The sequence below is a fragment of the Burkholderia sp. MSMB617WGS genome, assembly GCF_001532025.2.
Lineage (GTDB): Bacteria > Pseudomonadota > Gammaproteobacteria > Burkholderiales > Burkholderiaceae > Burkholderia > Burkholderia savannae.
This window is the reverse complement of sequence record NZ_CP013458.1, coordinates 2,662,060-2,676,817: the sequence shown is the minus strand read 5'-3', so window position 1 is coordinate 2,676,817 and position 14,758 is coordinate 2,662,060. Positions and strand designations below refer to the sequence as shown.

The 14,758-nt window shown below is 68.8% G+C and carries 15 protein-coding genes and 2 pseudogenes; 8 read left to right on the top strand and 9 right to left on the bottom strand.

Annotated elements, in window-relative coordinates; all coding sequences use genetic code 11:
- Position 1: 1 nt before the first annotated feature.
- Positions 2 to 286: pseudogene (locus WT60_RS32645) on the bottom strand (sigma-54-dependent Fis family transcriptional regulator); the annotation flags it as partial.
- A 666-nt stretch (positions 287 to 952) separates the two neighbouring features.
- Between WT60_RS32645 and WT60_RS32640 the strand changes: the two are divergent.
- The 3 genes and pseudogenes from WT60_RS32640 to WT60_RS35520 all read left to right on the top strand — a co-directional run.
- A complete protein-coding gene (locus WT60_RS32640; RefSeq protein ID WP_038755014.1) occupies positions 953 to 1,597 on the top strand; it encodes a hypothetical protein in 645 nt (214 codons plus the stop codon).
- A gap of 142 nt (positions 1,598 to 1,739) precedes the next feature.
- The gene (locus tag WT60_RS32635; protein ID WP_060356483.1) at positions 1,740 to 2,666 is read left to right on the top strand and encodes a MipA/OmpV family protein; all 927 of its coding nucleotides are present in this window, start codon (positions 1,740 to 1,742) and stop codon (positions 2,664 to 2,666) included.
- Between the two features lie 32 nt (positions 2,667 to 2,698).
- Positions 2,699 to 2,785 (top strand): annotated as a pseudogene (locus WT60_RS35520) (DUF1328 domain-containing protein); the annotation flags it as partial.
- Positions 2,786 to 2,868: 83 nt separating this feature from the next.
- On the opposite strand, the gene WT60_RS32630 reads toward WT60_RS35520, so the two are convergent.
- Both WT60_RS32630 and WT60_RS32625 read right to left on the bottom strand, forming a co-directional pair.
- Complete coding sequence (locus WT60_RS32630) at positions 2,869 to 3,246, bottom strand: DUF3175 domain-containing protein (RefSeq protein ID WP_038755017.1); 378 nt, start codon at positions 3,244 to 3,246, stop codon at positions 2,869 to 2,871.
- Between the two features lie 7 nt (positions 3,247 to 3,253).
- Positions 3,254 to 3,538: a hypothetical protein gene (locus WT60_RS32625; RefSeq protein WP_060356491.1), complete on the bottom strand. Its 285-nt coding sequence runs from the start codon at positions 3,536 to 3,538 to the stop codon at positions 3,254 to 3,256.
- A 224-nt stretch (positions 3,539 to 3,762) separates the two neighbouring features.
- Here WT60_RS32625 and WT60_RS34215 point away from each other — a divergent pair, with 224 nt between their 5' ends.
- Positions 3,763 to 4,116, top strand: a complete 354-nt coding sequence (locus tag WT60_RS34215) for a hypothetical protein (RefSeq protein ID WP_145986937.1) — start codon at positions 3,763 to 3,765, stop codon at positions 4,114 to 4,116.
- A gap of 263 nt (positions 4,117 to 4,379) precedes the next feature.
- On the opposite strand, the gene WT60_RS32620 is transcribed toward WT60_RS34215, so the two are convergent.
- Complete coding sequence (locus tag WT60_RS32620; protein ID WP_038755020.1) at positions 4,380 to 5,294, bottom strand: LysR family transcriptional regulator; 915 nt, start codon at positions 5,292 to 5,294, stop codon at positions 4,380 to 4,382.
- Positions 5,295 to 5,422: 128 nt separating this feature from the next.
- On the opposite strand from WT60_RS32620, the gene WT60_RS32615 reads away from it, so the two are divergent.
- From WT60_RS32615 to WT60_RS32600, 4 genes are all read left to right on the top strand, one after another.
- On the top strand, positions 5,423 to 6,730 hold the full coding sequence (locus WT60_RS32615) for an MFS transporter (RefSeq protein WP_038755023.1): 1,308 nt from the start codon (positions 5,423 to 5,425) through the stop codon (positions 6,728 to 6,730).
- Positions 6,727 to 8,265, top strand: coding sequence for a M81 family metallopeptidase (locus tag WT60_RS32610; protein ID WP_038755270.1), 1,539 nt, complete (start codon positions 6,727 to 6,729; stop codon positions 8,263 to 8,265). Before WT60_RS32615 ends, WT60_RS32610 begins: the two co-directional genes overlap by 4 nt.
- A gap of 88 nt (positions 8,266 to 8,353) precedes the next feature.
- The gene (locus tag WT60_RS35515; RefSeq protein ID WP_231751961.1) at positions 8,354 to 8,929 is read left to right on the top strand and encodes a hypothetical protein; all 576 of its coding nucleotides are present in this window, start codon (positions 8,354 to 8,356) and stop codon (positions 8,927 to 8,929) included.
- Positions 8,930 to 8,934: 5 nt separating this feature from the next.
- On the top strand, positions 8,935 to 9,702 hold the full coding sequence (locus WT60_RS32600) for an FCD domain-containing protein (RefSeq protein ID WP_052145216.1): 768 nt from the start codon (positions 8,935 to 8,937) through the stop codon (positions 9,700 to 9,702).
- Between the two features lie 124 nt (positions 9,703 to 9,826).
- Here the strand turns inward: WT60_RS32600 and WT60_RS32595 are convergent, their stop codons facing one another.
- From WT60_RS32595 to WT60_RS32575, 5 genes are all read right to left on the bottom strand, one after another.
- On the bottom strand, positions 9,827 to 11,257 hold the full coding sequence (locus WT60_RS32595; protein ID WP_038755026.1) for an amino acid permease: 1,431 nt from the start codon (positions 11,255 to 11,257) through the stop codon (positions 9,827 to 9,829).
- Positions 11,258 to 11,341: 84 nt separating this feature from the next.
- Positions 11,342 to 12,415 carry a porin gene (locus tag WT60_RS32590; RefSeq protein ID WP_038755029.1) on the bottom strand — a complete coding sequence of 358 codons (1,074 nt, stop codon included), beginning with the start codon at positions 12,413 to 12,415 and terminating at the stop codon, positions 11,342 to 11,344.
- A gap of 169 nt (positions 12,416 to 12,584) precedes the next feature.
- Positions 12,585 to 12,971 (bottom strand): RidA family protein, encoded by a 387-nt coding sequence (locus tag WT60_RS32585; RefSeq protein ID WP_060356482.1) that lies wholly within the window; start codon positions 12,969 to 12,971, stop codon positions 12,585 to 12,587.
- A 24-nt stretch (positions 12,972 to 12,995) separates the two neighbouring features.
- Positions 12,996 to 13,295 (bottom strand): hypothetical protein, encoded by a 300-nt coding sequence (locus tag WT60_RS34875; RefSeq protein ID WP_186448638.1) that lies wholly within the window; start codon positions 13,293 to 13,295, stop codon positions 12,996 to 12,998.
- 25 nt (positions 13,296 to 13,320) lie between these two features.
- Positions 13,321 to 14,538 carry an amino acid aminotransferase gene (locus WT60_RS32575; RefSeq protein WP_038755272.1) on the bottom strand — a complete coding sequence of 406 codons (1,218 nt, stop codon included), beginning with the start codon at positions 14,536 to 14,538 and terminating at the stop codon, positions 13,321 to 13,323.
- Between the last annotated feature and the right edge of the window lie 220 nt (positions 14,539 to 14,758).

Sequence of the window (14,758 nt, the reverse complement as noted above, 5' to 3'; positions counted from 1 at the left end):
GCTAACGCGGTGCTTCGGTCTCGCGCACGCGCATCGGCGTAAGCCGGTTGTGCAGCGGCTCGAGGCCGATGCCGAGCGCCTTGGCGATGCGCGGCTTGTCGCCGTTGAAGTATTCGAGCGACGCGGCAATGAAGCGCTGCCGTGAGCGCGCGAGCGTCGCGCCGAGCGGCGGCGGCAGCGCGTCGCGGCGCACGTCGCCGTGACGCGGCGTGCGCCGCGACGGCGCCGCCTCGATCTGATCGTCGGCGAGGGTGAACGCGTGCCCGATCGCGTTGCGCGGCTTGCGCGCCGGCGTGCGGTGCGTGCGCGATGTCGAGACCGGCCGCGGCGCGCGCGCCTTCTCTTCGGCCGGCATCGCGGAAATCCGTTCGCCGTGGCCGAGCGTGCGATCGTTGATCCATCCGGCCGACACTTTCGTTACAGCGCATTGGTAAAAAAAATGCGCGACGCAGCCGTCATCGCGCAACGAGCGGGCGCGCGAAGGGCCGCTCCGCGGTCGAACTTCAGGTTCTCGCACGTGTGCACGGAGCAGCGCGCCGCGCGGGGCCGCGTGAGCGGCACGGCCGCTTGCGCTGCGCGCGGCGGACGGACGAACGGACGAACGGACGAACGGACGAACGGACCAACGGACCAACGGACCAACGGACCAACGGACCAACGGACCAACGGACCAACGGGCGAACGGGCGAACGGGCGAACGGGCCAACGGGCCAACGGGCCAACGAGCGAACGAACGGCCGGGCCGGGCCGTCCGCGGCCGCGAATGAGGGCGGCGACGAACGATTTGGCGTGCGACGGAGCGGTTGTCGCGGCAGGCAGCATTTCGTGCGCCGATCTCGACAAAAGTACACAGATCTTTTCCAAAATCGACACAGCCGAATGTAACGAAAAGTAATAATTCCGCGGCTCCCACCCGCGCCGACCAATGATCGGCTGAATGCGTTCAGTCCCGATGCAACACGAATCCGCAGCAAACTCCCCGATTCTGACCGTGCCGATCAGCTTGGCGCTGCGTCCCGTCATCGACGAAGTCGTCCATCGAAGCGTGTCGGAGGCGACGACCAAGAACGGCTACATGCGCTGCGCCGATTACGCGATCGTCGGCGCGCGCGTGCTGACCATGCTGACCGGCACGCGGTATCGGCCCGTCGCGGGCGGCGAGGTCATGGATTTCGGCGACGACACACTCTTCGTGCTCTGCTCGACGCGCGAGCGGCGCCGCGCCGCGAAGCATCTGTCGCAGCTCGCGCGCTATCACTGCTGGATCGAGGCGCGCCACACCGATGCCGCCGGGCTCGCGCGAACGGAGGTCATCGACTTCACGATGCGCCACGACGAAATTGTCGCGAGCATGGTCGGCATGTCGTTCTCGCGTTCGCATCAGGCGTATTTCTGGGGATGGGACGACGAGCACACGGTGCCGGCCGAATTGCGGGATCATCCGGCTTTCGCGAAGCAGGGGCCATACTGGCGCTGGGCGGAACGCGAATGCACGACGCTGCTGCGCGCGTACGAGCGTGAGCGCCCGGGCTACTTCGGGCGTCAGGTCGCGCGCGCGCTGAATCTGTTCGCGGATCGCGTCGAGCGCGAGGCTTGAGCTGACGCGCCGGCGTGCGCTCGAGGCGCCGGTGGCGCCGGTGGCGTCGGGGCGCGCGATGTGCTGCAATCGCGTGCCGGCAAAGGTTGGTTCGCGCGCGGGTTCGCCGCGGCGACAACAATCCGAACAACGAGGACAGCACATGGCCGACGCACGAGCCGTTCCAATCCGGGGAGCCGTCGCACCGCGCCGCGCGCCGGCGCGACGGCGCATCGATCGCATCGATCGCATCGATCGCGCCGTGCGCGGCATCGTCTGCATCGCGTGCGCGGCGGCGGCCGTTTCGGCGCGCGCGCAGACGCCGTCGCCGGCCGCCGAGTGGCAGTATTCGGCCGGCGTGCCGCTCGACAAGCTTTTCGATCCGCAGCAGCCGGCATGGCAGATCGCGGTCGGCGCGGCCGCGACGCTGCAGCCGCGCTACGACGGCTCGAACCAGTATCGTCCGATGGCCGGGCCGACCCTCGACGTCCGCTATCGCGACCTGTGGTTCGTGTCGACGGGCGAGGGGATCGGCGTCAACGTGCTGCGCGGGCCGAACTGGCGCGCGACGATCTCCGTGGGCTACGACTTCGGCCGCCGCGAGGCCGACGACCGCGGTCATCTGACGGGCGTCGGCAACGTCAATCCGGCGGCGGTGATCAAGCTGTCGGCCGATTACGTGATCTCGCGCGATTTCCCGCTCGTGCTGCGCGCGGACGTTCGCCGCAGCGTCGGCGGCGCGAACGGCTGGGTCGCCGATCTCGCCGCGTACATGCCGCTGCCCGGCAGCTCGGAAACGTTCTACTGGTTCGCGGGGCCGACCGTCACGTTCGCCGATTCGCGCTACATGAACAGCTGGTTCGGCGTGAACGACGCGCAGGCGGCGCGCTCCGGCTATTCGCGCTATGCGCCGAGCGCGGGTGTGAAGTCGGTCGGCGGCGGCGTGACGCTCGTCTGGTTCGTCACGAAGCACTGGTTCGTGACGGCCGACGGCGCGGTCGAACAACTCGTCGGCAGCGCCGCGCGCAGTCCGCTCGCGCAGCGCTCGACGGATTCGGCCGTCGACGTGTCGATCAATTACCAGTTTTAGCGGGGTGGCGCGTCGCGTCGCCGCCGGTGGGCGGCGCGGCGGAGATCGCGAAGATCCTGCTCTATGCGTTCGCCGTGATCCTTCTCGTCGTGCTCGCGCTGGGCATCGCACGACGATGACGGCCGCGAGCGGGAAAGCGCGCTCGGCGCAACGCCGGCCGGCCGTCCGCAACGGCCGATCGGCGCTCGTCTCGGCGGATGCGTCAGGGCTTGCGGCCGAACGCCTCGCGCAATTTTTTCTTCGCGAGTTCGAGCGTTTCCCGGCGCGCCTTCGGAAGGTTTCGGCCGGCGCGGTTCACGTAGAAATTGAGCATCGACATCGCCGATTGAAACGGATTGGCCTTGCGCCGCGTGCTGTCGAGCGCGGAGCGCTTCAGCGATTGCGCGATCGCTTCGGGGTCGTCGGACTTGAAGATGTCGGGTTCGAGATCGAGCGCGTTGCTGTGCCGCGTCACGTCGTTCGACCAGTAGCGGCCGGATTTTTCCTGCGCGGTGCGGGCGCGCTTGCGGCCGGACGCGGGCGGACGGGGCGCGGTCTTGCGCGGGGCGCTTTTGCGGGCGGGCGTCTTGCCGGTAGCCATCGCGCGCTCACAGCTTGATGCCGCCCGCCTCGGGCGCGTTCGACGAGCCGGGCTCGACGTCGCCGGCGCCGAACCGCTCGGGACGCCGAGGCTCGAACGGCGGCCGCCGCGTGCGCGACGCCTGCGGCGCATGCACGTGCGCGGCGTGCGGACGGCCCGCATGCGCGCGGCGCGACGGACAGGCGCGGCACGCCGCGCGCGCGCCGACGCGCGAACCGGCCAAGCCTTCGGAACGCGGCCGCCGGCCGGCGGCGCGCGAGAACAGCAGGGCGATCGTTTCGAATATCCGCATCGCGTGCTCCTGACGGGCGGCGAGCATGCGCGAGATGCGCGAGTCTCGGCTCGCGCGCCGCACGCTCGCCGCGTTGGCGTTCGGCAGGCCACGAGGCGGCCGGCCGTGAATCGAGAATGCAGGCAACGGATGTTCCGACGCGCGAGGCGCACGTGCGTCGCGACGAACGGCGGCGATGTCCATCGTCGCATATATCGCATATAAATTCTTCCGCGCGCAGATGAATGAGCGAAATCGGGCGCGCCCGCGCGGTGATGGTCGAGGGAACGGTCACGCTCGGCTTGCGCTGTGCGCGCTTGCGGGACGATGCGGCGTTGGGGCGCGCGGCGCACGGCGCACGGCGCACGGCGCGCGGCGCGCATCGTTTCACTTCAGGAAACGGTGCGGCGGATATGTTTTTAATGCTTCGGGCGCGACGGCTAATGTGCACACATTGCGTGCGTCGGCGCGAGATCGAGCGGCGATCGCGGTTCGGCTGGATATCGGGCATCGCCGGCTTCGAGCGAGTCGGCCGCGCTGTCGAGCGCCGTCCGCGAATGCATGCCGCCGCTCGACGTTCGCATATGCCGGCGCGTTGAGAAAAACGACGCTTCGCGATCGGCAAGCCCGACGATCGCATCTGCGCGTTGCAGCCCGAACGTTCGTGCGCCCGATCGCGGGGCCGCTTCGGCGTGCGGATTCGTTCGGAGAACCGATCGAGCGGAGCGTTTTCGATTGCCGCATCGGCCGGGCGCATCGTTCGCGCGACGCGCTGGCGCTCATGCGCTCCCGCGCTCACGTGCGCGTGCCGCGTCGGCGCGCATCAACGATCGCGCGCCGGCGGCGCTTCGCGCGCCGCGCGTCAAACCTTGAACGACGGCAAATCCCGCACGATCTGCGCGAGGATCTCGTTCGCCGCGCGCGGCAGCGCGCGCTCGTTGTGAACGAGCACCTTGCCGCAGGGCGAGTTGAACAGCGGATTGCGCATCCGCAGCGCGACGATCTCGCCGCATTCGAGATCGTCTTCGATCAGCAGGCGCGTGAGGAACGCGACGCCGTTGCCCGAACGCACGAAGCGCCGCATCGCGGGCACCGAGTTCGTGACGAGCCGCGGCGCGAGCGGAATGTTCTCCGCATGCGCGACGGTGTGCACGATCTGCCCGACGCCGTAATACGGCGCGGGCATCAGCGCGAGCGGATAGCTGACGGCCTCGCGCAATTCGAGCGGCTCGCCGCGCTTCGCGAGCGGATGATCGGGCGCGACCGCGAGAAACGTCGGATGCGCGACGCTCAGGCACTCGCGAATCTCTTGCGGCAGCGACGGATTGTACGTGAGGCCGATATGCGCACGTTTGCGTAATACGTCATCTACGACGCCGTCCGCGGTGCGCACGTTCAATGCGACCGATACGTGCGGATGCCGATGCAAAAAACGTGTGATAACGGAATCCATCAGGTCTTCGACATAGCCGACCGTCAGTGCGATCTCGACGCGCCCGCGCAATTCGCCGTGCAAGGATTCGTGGAATTGCTCTAATCCGATTCGGCACGCGTGCGTGTATTCGACGAGGAGGGTGGCGGCTTCGGTCGCGATCATGCCGTGCTGCCGGCGCTCGAACAGCGGTGCGCCGATTTCGCTCTCGAGCAGCTGCAACTGCCGGCTGACGACGGATGGCGCGGTGTTCAGCCGTTCTGCCGCCGCGCGGATCGATCCGTGGTCGAGGATTGCGTGGAAGTAGCGGAGGCGGTTGAGATTGACCTGGAACGATTGATCCATACACTTGTTGCCTTGCAAAGCAACGGCCGTACACCAAAGTTGCTGTCACTGGGATCATACAGTATGGAGATAATGGCCACGACAAATGAGCGCGGGAGTACGCGCACGCAGATTCCAATACGGGCCATATGAGAGAACAGAACGCTTCCGGAAACGCGCGCTCGCGAATCTATCGAAAGGTCGACATCCGCATCCTCGGGTTTCTCGCAGTCTGTTACGTCACGGCCTATATCGATCGCATCAACATCAGTTTCGCGAAGCTCGCGATGCAGACGGACCTCGGATGGAGCGAGGCCGTGTACGGCCTTGGCGCCGGAATCTTCTTTCTCGGCTACATGGCGTTCGAGGTGCCGAGCAATCTCTGGCTCACCCGTATCGGCGCGCGGCTCACGCTGAGCCGCATCATGGTGTTGTGGGGGCTGACATCGGTCGCGATGATGTTCGCCACCAACGTGACGACGTTCTACGCATTGCGTTTCCTGCTCGGCGTGTTCGAGGCGGGTTTCAGCCCCGGCATGCTGTTCTGTCTGACACGCTGGTATCCGGAGGCGCGAATGGCGCGCGCGATGGCGATGCTCTTGTGTGCGGGACCCGTCGGCGCCGTGATCGGCGGGCCGGTGTCGACGCTCATCATGACGCAGCTCGCGGGCGTGTATGGTCTGACCGGCTGGCAGTGGCTGTTTCTGCTCGAAGGGTTGCCGGCGGTGCTGCTCGGCGTCGTGCTGTTCTTCACGCTGAGCGAGCGGCCCGCCGACGCGAAGTGGCTGAGCGAGAGCGAGAAGTCGATCCTGCTCGCCGAGATCGGTTCGGCGCCGCGCGCGGCAAGCCGGCACACCGCGTTTCGCGAGGTCCTGAAAGATCCACGAATCTATGCGATGGCGTTCTCCTATTTCGCGATCATCTGCGGTCTCTATGCGGTCAGCTTCTGGCTGCCGACGCTGCTGCGCGGCGCCGGCGTGAAGAACCTGCTGCATATCGGCGCGCTGACCGCGCTGCCCTATCTCGCGGCGATCGTCGCGATGCAGGTGATCGGCCGGCGCTCCGACAAGCGCGGCGAGCGGCGTCTGCACAGCGCGATCGCGCTGCTGCTGAGCGCGGCCGCGTTGACGGTCACGGTGGTCGCGGGCGATCGCTTCGTCGTCGCGATGGTCGCGCTCGTCGCGGCGACCGCGCTGATGTATTCGGCCTACGCGGTGTTCTGGGCGATTCCCGCCGATTATCTGAAGGGCGACGTCGCCGCGGGCGGCATCGCGCTCATCAATTCGATCGGCCTGTTCGGCGGCTTCGTGAGCCCGACGGTCATCGGCTGGATCAAGACCACGACGGGCAGCCTGCAGGCCGGGCTGATGGTGATGGTTGCGCTGTTCGTCGCGGGCGCGATCGTGCTGCTCGCGAACCGCGTCGACGCGAAGAAATGGAGCGCCGCCGCATCATGAAGATCCTGGTCGCCGGATTCCGGCACGAGACGAACACGTTCGCACCGAGCAGGGCGTCCTACGCGAGCTTCGTCGCGGACGGCGGCCGCTATCCGCTGTCGCGCGGCGCGGAGATGCACCGGCTGAAGGGCATGAACCTGCCGATCGCGGGCGCGCTGGCGGCGATCGAAGACGCCGGGCATGTCGCGCTGCCCGCGATCTGGGCCGACGCGGCGCCGTCGGGCGTCGTCGAATCGGTCGCGTTCGAGCGGATCGCGGGCGAGATCGTCGACGCGGCGAAGCGGTGCGACGCCGACGGCATCTACGTCGACCAGCACGGCGCGATGGCGGCCGAGCATTACGACGACGGCGAAGGCGAACTGCTGCGCCGGCTGCGCGAGGCCGTCGGCGCGCGGGTGCCGATCGTCGCGTCGCTCGATCTGCACGCGAACGTCACGCGGCAAATGCTCGACAGCGCGGACGCGCTCGTCACATATCGCACCTATCCTCACGTCGACATGGCGGACACCGGGCGCCGCGCGATCGCGCTGCTCGACACGCTGCTCGGCAAGCGCGGCCGTCATCGCCATTTCCGGGCCGCGCGGCGCGTGCCGTTCCTGATTCCGGTCAACGCGATGTGCACGTCGCTCGAGCCTTCGAAGAGCGTGTTCCGGCTGCTCGACCGGCTGGAGACGGGCGGCGTGCGGTCGCTGTCGTTCGCGCCGGGCTTTCCGGCCGCGGACTTCGCCGAATGCGGGCCTTCGATCTGGGGCTACGGCGCCGATCCCGTCCAGCTCGCGCGCGCCGTCGACGCGCTGTACGAGCACGTCGTGTCGATCGAATCGGAGTGGTCGGTGCGCTTCATGTCGGCGGACGAGGCGGTGACGGAAGCGATCCGGATCGCGCGCCGCGCGGACAAGCCGGTCGTGATCGCCGATACGCAGGACAACCCGGGCGCGGGCGGCGGCTCGAACACGACGGGTTTGCTGCATGCGCTCGTCACGCATCGCGCGCCCGATACGGCGCTCGGGCTGTTCTTCGATCCCGCGGCCGCGTGCGCCGCGCACGCGGCGGGGCTCGGCGCGTCGCTCGAGATCACGCTCGGCGCGGAGAGCGGGCTGCCGTTCACGGGGACGTTTCGCGTCGAGTCGCTGTCGAACGGCCGCTGCCATTGCCATGGCCCGATGCTCAAGGGCGCGACGCTCGAGCTCGGCCCGACCGCGTGCCTGCGGATCGGCGACGTGCGCGTCGTCGTCACGTCGGCGCGCGTGCAGATGACTGACCGGAGCTTCTACCGGATCGCAGGCGTCGCGCCGGAAACGATGAAGATTCTGGTCAACAAGAGCTCCGTGCATTTTCGGGCGGATTTCGATGCGATCGCAGATTGCGTGCTGATTGCGAAAGCGGGCGGCTGGATGGCCGCCGACCCGGCCGATCTGCGCTGGACGTCGCTTGCCGACGGGATGCGCGTGAGCCCGTGCGGCGCGCCGTTCTTCGGCTGCGGCGCGCCGTGCTCGACGCACGCGGACGGGATTACGGGAGAGATGCGGATATAGGACGAATGCAGTGATGCGAGCGGCCGCGCAAGGTGCGCCAACACCCGGCGCGGCCTGACCACGGAAGACTTTCAGCGAAGACCCCACCATGGCTGTCGGCATTGTACGGCAACGTCCATGCCTCGTCGCGCGCGCGCCGCTGCGACGGCGCTGCGCGTTGCGTTTCCTGAGACAGGCGCGAGGTCGCGGCGAGCGTCCGGCCGCGGCGCACGCGTTCGCGCTTGCGATCGTGCCGCGCGCGGGCGCCGCGCATGCGGCGGCCAAACCGTCGCGCGCGCCGGACTCGCCGGATGCGCGCCGATCGCCGTGTGCGCGGGAACAGGAACAGGTCATTTCCTCGCTGCGCGCCGATGCCGCCGCGCCGGCCCGGCGCGCGCCCGGCTCGCCCGCTTTCCGCTCCTTCGCGCCCGGCACGCGCCCGGGCGCATCGAATCGATTGTCACGACGCGCCCCGCGCGCGTCGCGCCCCATCTGCCGCCCGGTGGCCCGGTTGTCTGCGGCAGTGGCCTTGCGATCGGAACATGCTCCGATCGCGCTTTTTATTCCCGAGGCAGCGATTGTCGCAGCCGGTCCCGCCTTCGCATGCGTTCGTCGCGTTGCGGATGCGTTCACGTCGTCGCGCCTTCCGTTTTCAGCGAAGGAACCCCGTTCCGAACTTGGATGAGTACGATGAACTCCTTTGATACCAACCATCTCCTTAACCCGGCGCGCGCGCTGGCGAGACCGTTCGGCGATTCGGCCGAGCGCCGTTCGCTGAAGGCGTCCCCGCGCGTGCAGCGCGTGCTCGACGAGCTCGTCACGCGCATCGTCGACGGCGAATACACGTCCGGCCTGCTGCCGCCGCAGGACGTGCTCGCGCGCGAGCTGGGCGTGCCGCGCTCGGTGATGCGCGAGGTCACGCGGATGCTGACCGCGCGGCGGATGCTGCACGCGCGGACCAAGGCGGGCACGCGCCTCACGCCGCGCAGCGAATGGCGGCTGTTCGACGATCACGTGATGCAGTGGCGGATGCGGATCGCGTCGGACACGGATTTCCTGCTCGACGTCGCCGCGATGTGCGACCTGATCGAACCGGAGGCGGCCGCGCAGGTGGCGGTGCATTCGGACGACGCGCAGCGGCGCGCGATCCGCGCCGCGCATGCGGCGCTGCGCGAGGCGATCGAGCCCGACGCGCTGCGCCGCGCGCTCGAGCTGCTGCATGCGTCGATCGTCGAGGCGAGCCGCAATCAGTTCATCCGGCAGATGGCCGAGGTCGCGCGTGCGGGCGTGATGGCGATCGATCTCGACGCGGCGACGCTGCAGGAGCGCAACGACGCGATCCGCGACGCCGCCGCCAAGCTCGTCGCGGCGATCGACGGCCGCGACGGGGACGGCGCGCGCACGGCGATGGTCGCGCTGCGCGCGGCCGTCAACGAGGCGAGCCTCGATCCGGCCTGAGCGGGCCGGGCGTCGTGATGCGCGCCGCCGCGTGTGCGGCGTGCGTCTGACGTTTCGCGCCTCGCGCTCCACGTCTCGCGCCCCGCGCCTCGCGCTTCGCGCTTCGCGCACGGCGGCGGCGCGCTTATCGCGGCAGCGTCTGCGTGTCGGCGAGCGCTTCCGGCCGGCGGCGATATCGCGCGAGATACAGCACGCTCAGCGCGACGAGAAACGGCACGCCGAACACGAGCGTCATGTGAAACTCGGGCGTGAAGTACGTCGTCGCCATGATCGCGAGCATCAGCGCCGCGCCGGCGAGCGTGGCGAACGGGAAGCCGGGCATCCGGAAGCCGGCCGCCGGCAGCCCGCTCGCCGCGCGCTTGCGGCGGAAGAAGTAGTGCGTGACGAAGATCATCATCCACGTGAACATCGCGCCGAACATCGAGATCGCCATCATGATCGTGAACGACGCGTCCGGGTAGACGATGCTCACGAGCGTCGCGATCGCGATGCCGGCCGTCGACAGCAGCAGCGCGTTGAGCGGCACGCCGCGCGCGCTGAGCCGGCCGAGGCCGTGCGGCGCGTGGCCCGCGCACGCGAGGCTGAACATCATCCGCGTCGTGATATAGAGCTGGCTGTTCATCGCGGACAGCGCGGCGATCAGCACGACGAAGTTGATGACGCCCGCCGCGCCCGGCAGGTGAATCGCGGTCATCACCTTGACGAACGGGCTCTCGTCGCGTCCGGCGGCGGTCCATGGGACGATCGCCAGCATCAGCGCGAGCGTGACGAGGTAGAACAGCACGAGGCGGACGACCGTCGAGCGGAACGCGCGCGTGACCGCGCGCTCCGGGTCCTGCGCCTCGCCCGCGGCGACGGCGATCATCTCGATGCTCAGGTAACTGAAGATCGACACGATCACCGCGACCCACATCCCCCATGCGCCTTTCGGGAAGAAGCCGCCGTGCTCGACGTAATGGCGCAGGCCCGGCGCGCCCGCGTTCGAGCCCGCGACGAGCGACGGATCGACGAACACGACGTAGCCGCCGATCGCGATGAACGCGACGATCGCCGCGATCTTCACGACCGAGAACCAGTATTCGACCGAGCCGAACACGTCGACGCTCAGCGCGTTGACGAGCACGAGCACGGCCGAGAAGCCCGCGATCCAGATCCAGCCGGGCACCGCGGGAAACCAGTACTTCATGTACAGCGCGATCGCGGTGACTTCGGTGCCGACCGCGAGCACGATGCACGCCCAATACGCGTAGCGCACGAGAAAACCCGCCCAGGGGCCGAGGTAGTGCTCGGCGTGCGCGCCGAACGAGCCCGACGTCGGATGCGCGACCGTCATCTCCGCGAGGCAGCCCATCAGCAGCAGCGAGATCAGCGCGCCGATCGCATAGCTGATCAGCACGCTCGGCCCCGCGAAACCGATCGCGAAGCCGCTGCCGAGAAAGAGGCCCGTGCCGATCGCGCCGCCGATCGCGATCATCGTCATCTGGCTGGCGCTCAGCGTGCGGCGCAGCCCGCCTTCGCGGGCCGCGATCGCGTGAAATTGCCCTTCCGAACTCATTGAATGCTCCTCCGATTGTCGTTATGGATGGCGGGCGCGCCGCGGCGCGCCCGCGCGATTGGCGTGAACGATCCGGACCGTTCGTCAGAACATGTGCCGCAGGCCGACCGCGACGCCCGTCTGATTGCCGCGGCCCGGCATCTCGGTGACGGCGCCGCCGGACACCTTGTTGTAGTCGACGCTCGCGTACGCCTGCGTCGCCTTCGACAGTGCGTACTCCGCTTCGAGCACGCCCGCGTAGCGCTTGCCGCCGTTGCCGTCGATGCCGTTCACGTTGCGGATCGCATCGTAATAGAACGCGCCCGTGAGCGTGATCGCCGGATCGATCCGGTACGCGGCGCCCGCGTAGCCGATCGTGTCGTAGCGCGGATGATCGGCGAACGAGCCGTAGGCGACCGTGCGGCCCGGATCGTTCAGGTAGTCGCGATCGATCGTGCCCGTCGCGTCCTTGCCGCCGAGATAGCCGACGAACAGCGTCGCGGGGCCGACGGCGTAGCGGCCCGCCGCGCCCCACATCTGCTGCGCGCGGCCGCCGGCGTCGCGCGTCTGCTGATAGACGGCGCCGATCGTCAGTGCGCCGTGCGTGTACGCGGAGCGCACGCCCCAGTACGCGTTGCGGCTCATGCTGCCCGCGACGCCGCCGAAGCCGTAGCTCGCGCCGAGCGCGAGGCCGCCGAGCGTGTTCGCATAGCTGACGACGTTGTTCGCGTAGCCCTGCGTGAGGAAGTACGGCCACATGTTCGCCGTGTAGTTGCCGATCGTCAGCGGATCGAGATCGCCGAACAGGTTGAAGCCCTCGGTGGTCTGGCGGCCGAGCTCGACCGTGCCGAAGCGGCCCGACAGGCCGACGTACGCGTAGCGGCCGAACAGGCGAGCGCCGTCCGCTTGCCCCGATTGCGGCTCGAAGCCGTTCTCGAGGCGGAAGATCGTCTTCAGGCCGTCGCCGAGATCCTCGGCGCCTTTCAGGCCCCAGCGGCTGTTCGTGATCGCGCCGTTCGCCATCTGCACGGCGCCGCCGTTCGCGGCGTCCGCGTGCGTCGTGTAGCGGATGCTCTGATCGACGATCCCGTACAGCGTGACCGAGCTCTGCGCGAATGCAGGGCCCGACAGCGCGATGCCGATCGCGACCGGCCATGTCGTTGCTCCAAACCTGTTCATCTTCGTTTCCTTGTCGATGTGTCGTTGTGCCGGACGGCGGGAAGCCCTCGCCGCGCGGCAAACTGCCGCGGCGAGGCGAGCGGGCCGCCGCCGTCCGTGTTGCGACGCGCTCCGCGCGCGCCGCCGCCGGCCTCGTCGGCGGGCGGCGGCGCGTGGATCGAATGCGAAACTAGTCGGCCGCGCGGCCGAGCGCGACGTGCGCGACGAGTTCGATGCGCATGTCCGGATGCGCGAAGCCGTGCACCGCGACGCATGCGCGGTTCGGGTACGGTGCGTCGAAGAACTCGCGGTAGACGGCATCGATGATGGGGATGTCGCGTGCGTCGGCGACGTACAGCAGCACCTGGGCGACGTCCTGCATCTGCGCGCGGGCGGCGCGCACGGTTGCGGCGAGGTTCGACAGCGTGAGACGCGCCTGCCGCGCGATGTCGCCGCCGATGATCGCGCCCGTCGCATCGACGGGACCGTGCGCGGTGAACATCAGGCCGTGCGCGTGCGTGGCCCACGAGAACGGCTGTGCGGGTGCGGGCAGATCGACGGGAATCAGTGCGGGCATGGGGGGACTCTTTCGGATGTCTGATTATTGGAGCGGGGCCGCGGGCGTCGCGGCGCTCGCGCGCCGCGGCTCGGGGCGCCGGCTGGCTTCGGGTTCGGACTCGGCCTCGGACTCGGACTCGGACTCGGCTTTGGACTCGGCCTCGGCTTCGACTTCGACTTCGACTTCGACTTCGACTTCGGCCTCGACTTCGACTTCGACTTCGACTTCGACTTCGACTTCGACTCCGGACCCGGACCCGGACCCGGACCCGGCTTCGGTTCCGGAATTCGGCTGCGGCATCCGGCTTTGCCTTTCGATTTCAGCCCGGATGCCGTGCATCACGAATCACGCCGCGACGCATCGCGCATCACGCCGCGACGCGCGCCCGGCGCGTCTTCAACACGCCGGCGATCGCGTTCGCGACATGATCGACGTTCGCGTCGCTCAGCCCGGCGATGCACGCGCGCCCGGAGCGCAGCAGGTACACGCCGTCGCGCTCGCGCAGCGCGTCGACTTCGGCGGGCGCGAGGCCGGTGTAGCTGAACATTCCGCGCTGCTCGACGAGGTAGTCGAACGACGCGCCCGGCACGAGCGCAGCGAGCCGCGCGGCGAGCGCCGAGCGCATCCGCTTGATGCGCTCGCGCATCGCGGCGACGTCGCGCGCCCATTGCTGCGCGAGCGCCGCGTCGTTCAGCACGGTCGAGATGAGCCGCGCGCCGTGAAGCGGCGGGCTCGAATAGATGCGGCGCACGCCCGCCTGAATCTGGCTCAGCACGCGGGCCGCCTCGCTTTCGTTCGCGCACGCGATCGACAGCCCGCCGCAGCGTTCGCCGTACAGCGAGAAATTCTTCGAGAACGAATGGCTGACGAAGACGGGCAGCCCCGCGTCGGTCATCGCGCGGATCGGCCAGGCGTCGTCGTCCAGGCTGTCGCCGAAGCCTTGATATGCGATGTCGAGGAACGGGATCAGCCCGCGCCGGCCGCACAGCGCGGCGAGCTCGCGCCACTGCTCGCGCGACAGGTCGATGCCCGTCGGGTTGTGGCAGCACGGCTGCAGCAGCACGATCGCGCGCGCGGGCAGCGTGTCGAGCGTCGCCGTCATCGCGTCGAAGCGGATGCCGTTCGTCGCCGCGTCGTAGTACGGGTACGTGTGCACGTCGAGGCCCGCCGCCGCGAACAGCACGCGGTGGTTGTCCCATGTCGGATCGCCGATCCAGATCGCGCTGTCGGGGAAATAGCGCTTCAGCAGGTCCGCGCCGAGACGCAGCGCGCCGGAGCCGCCGACCGTCTGCACCGTCGCGATCCGCTTGTCGCGCAACGCGGTGCTGCCGGCGCCGAACAGCAGCGATTGCAGCGCGCGCCGGTAGTCGGCCATGCCTTCCATCGGCAGATACGTGTGCGCGTCGTGCCGCTCGCTCAGGCGCGCCGCCGCCGCGCGCACGCTGTCGAGGACGGGCACGGCGCCGCTTTCGTCGTAATACAGGCCGATGCTGAGGTTGACCTTGCGCGGCTCGGGATCGCGCTGGAACGCCTGGAACAGCGACAGGATCGGGTCGCCGGGGTACGCGTGGATGTGTTCGAACATGGTGGAGGCGGCTTGCGGGTGACGGTGGCGGAAACAGCGGCTCGGCGCGGCGCGTCGCATCGCCCGCAGGCCGCGCCGCCGCGCCGCGTGCGGCCTTGCGGGCCGCCTCCGCTGCACGATTCATGGGGCGCATGTTATCGACGAAAAAATGAAATGTGCTTCGGAAATCGTGCTTGCCTACGTTTCGTCGTGATAGAGTCTGCGAATTGAGATTGTTTTT

Coding starts and splice junctions, on each gene's coding strand:
- WT60_RS32615 (WP_038755023.1), top strand. CDS start 5,423: ATGAGAGAACAGAACGCTTCCGGAAACGCGCGCTCGCGAATCTATCGA.
- WT60_RS32590 (WP_038755029.1), bottom strand. CDS start 12,415: ATGAACAGGTTTGGAGCAACGACATGGCCGGTCGCGATCGGCATCGCG.
- WT60_RS32610 (WP_038755270.1), top strand. CDS start 6,727: ATGAAGATCCTGGTCGCCGGATTCCGGCACGAGACGAACACGTTCGCA.
- WT60_RS34215 (WP_145986937.1), top strand. CDS start 3,763: ATGAGCGAAATCGGGCGCGCCCGCGCGGTGATGGTCGAGGGAACGGTC.
- WT60_RS35515 (WP_231751961.1), top strand. CDS start 8,354: ATGGCTGTCGGCATTGTACGGCAACGTCCATGCCTCGTCGCGCGCGCG.
- WT60_RS32600 (WP_052145216.1), top strand. CDS start 8,935: ATGAACTCCTTTGATACCAACCATCTCCTTAACCCGGCGCGCGCGCTG.
- WT60_RS32640 (WP_038755014.1), top strand. CDS start 953: ATGCAACACGAATCCGCAGCAAACTCCCCGATTCTGACCGTGCCGATC.
- WT60_RS32635 (WP_060356483.1), top strand. CDS start 1,740: ATGGCCGACGCACGAGCCGTTCCAATCCGGGGAGCCGTCGCACCGCGC.
- WT60_RS32575 (WP_038755272.1), bottom strand. CDS start 14,538: ATGTTCGAACACATCCACGCGTACCCCGGCGACCCGATCCTGTCGCTG.
- WT60_RS32620 (WP_038755020.1), bottom strand. CDS start 5,294: ATGGATCAATCGTTCCAGGTCAATCTCAACCGCCTCCGCTACTTCCAC.
- WT60_RS32630 (WP_038755017.1), bottom strand. CDS start 3,246: ATGGCTACCGGCAAGACGCCCGCCCGCAAAAGCGCCCCGCGCAAGACC.
- WT60_RS32585 (WP_060356482.1), bottom strand. CDS start 12,971: ATGCCCGCACTGATTCCCGTCGATCTGCCCGCACCCGCACAGCCGTTC.
- WT60_RS32595 (WP_038755026.1), bottom strand. CDS start 11,257: ATGAGTTCGGAAGGGCAATTTCACGCGATCGCGGCCCGCGAAGGCGGG.
- WT60_RS32625 (WP_060356491.1), bottom strand. CDS start 3,538: ATGCGGATATTCGAAACGATCGCCCTGCTGTTCTCGCGCGCCGCCGGC.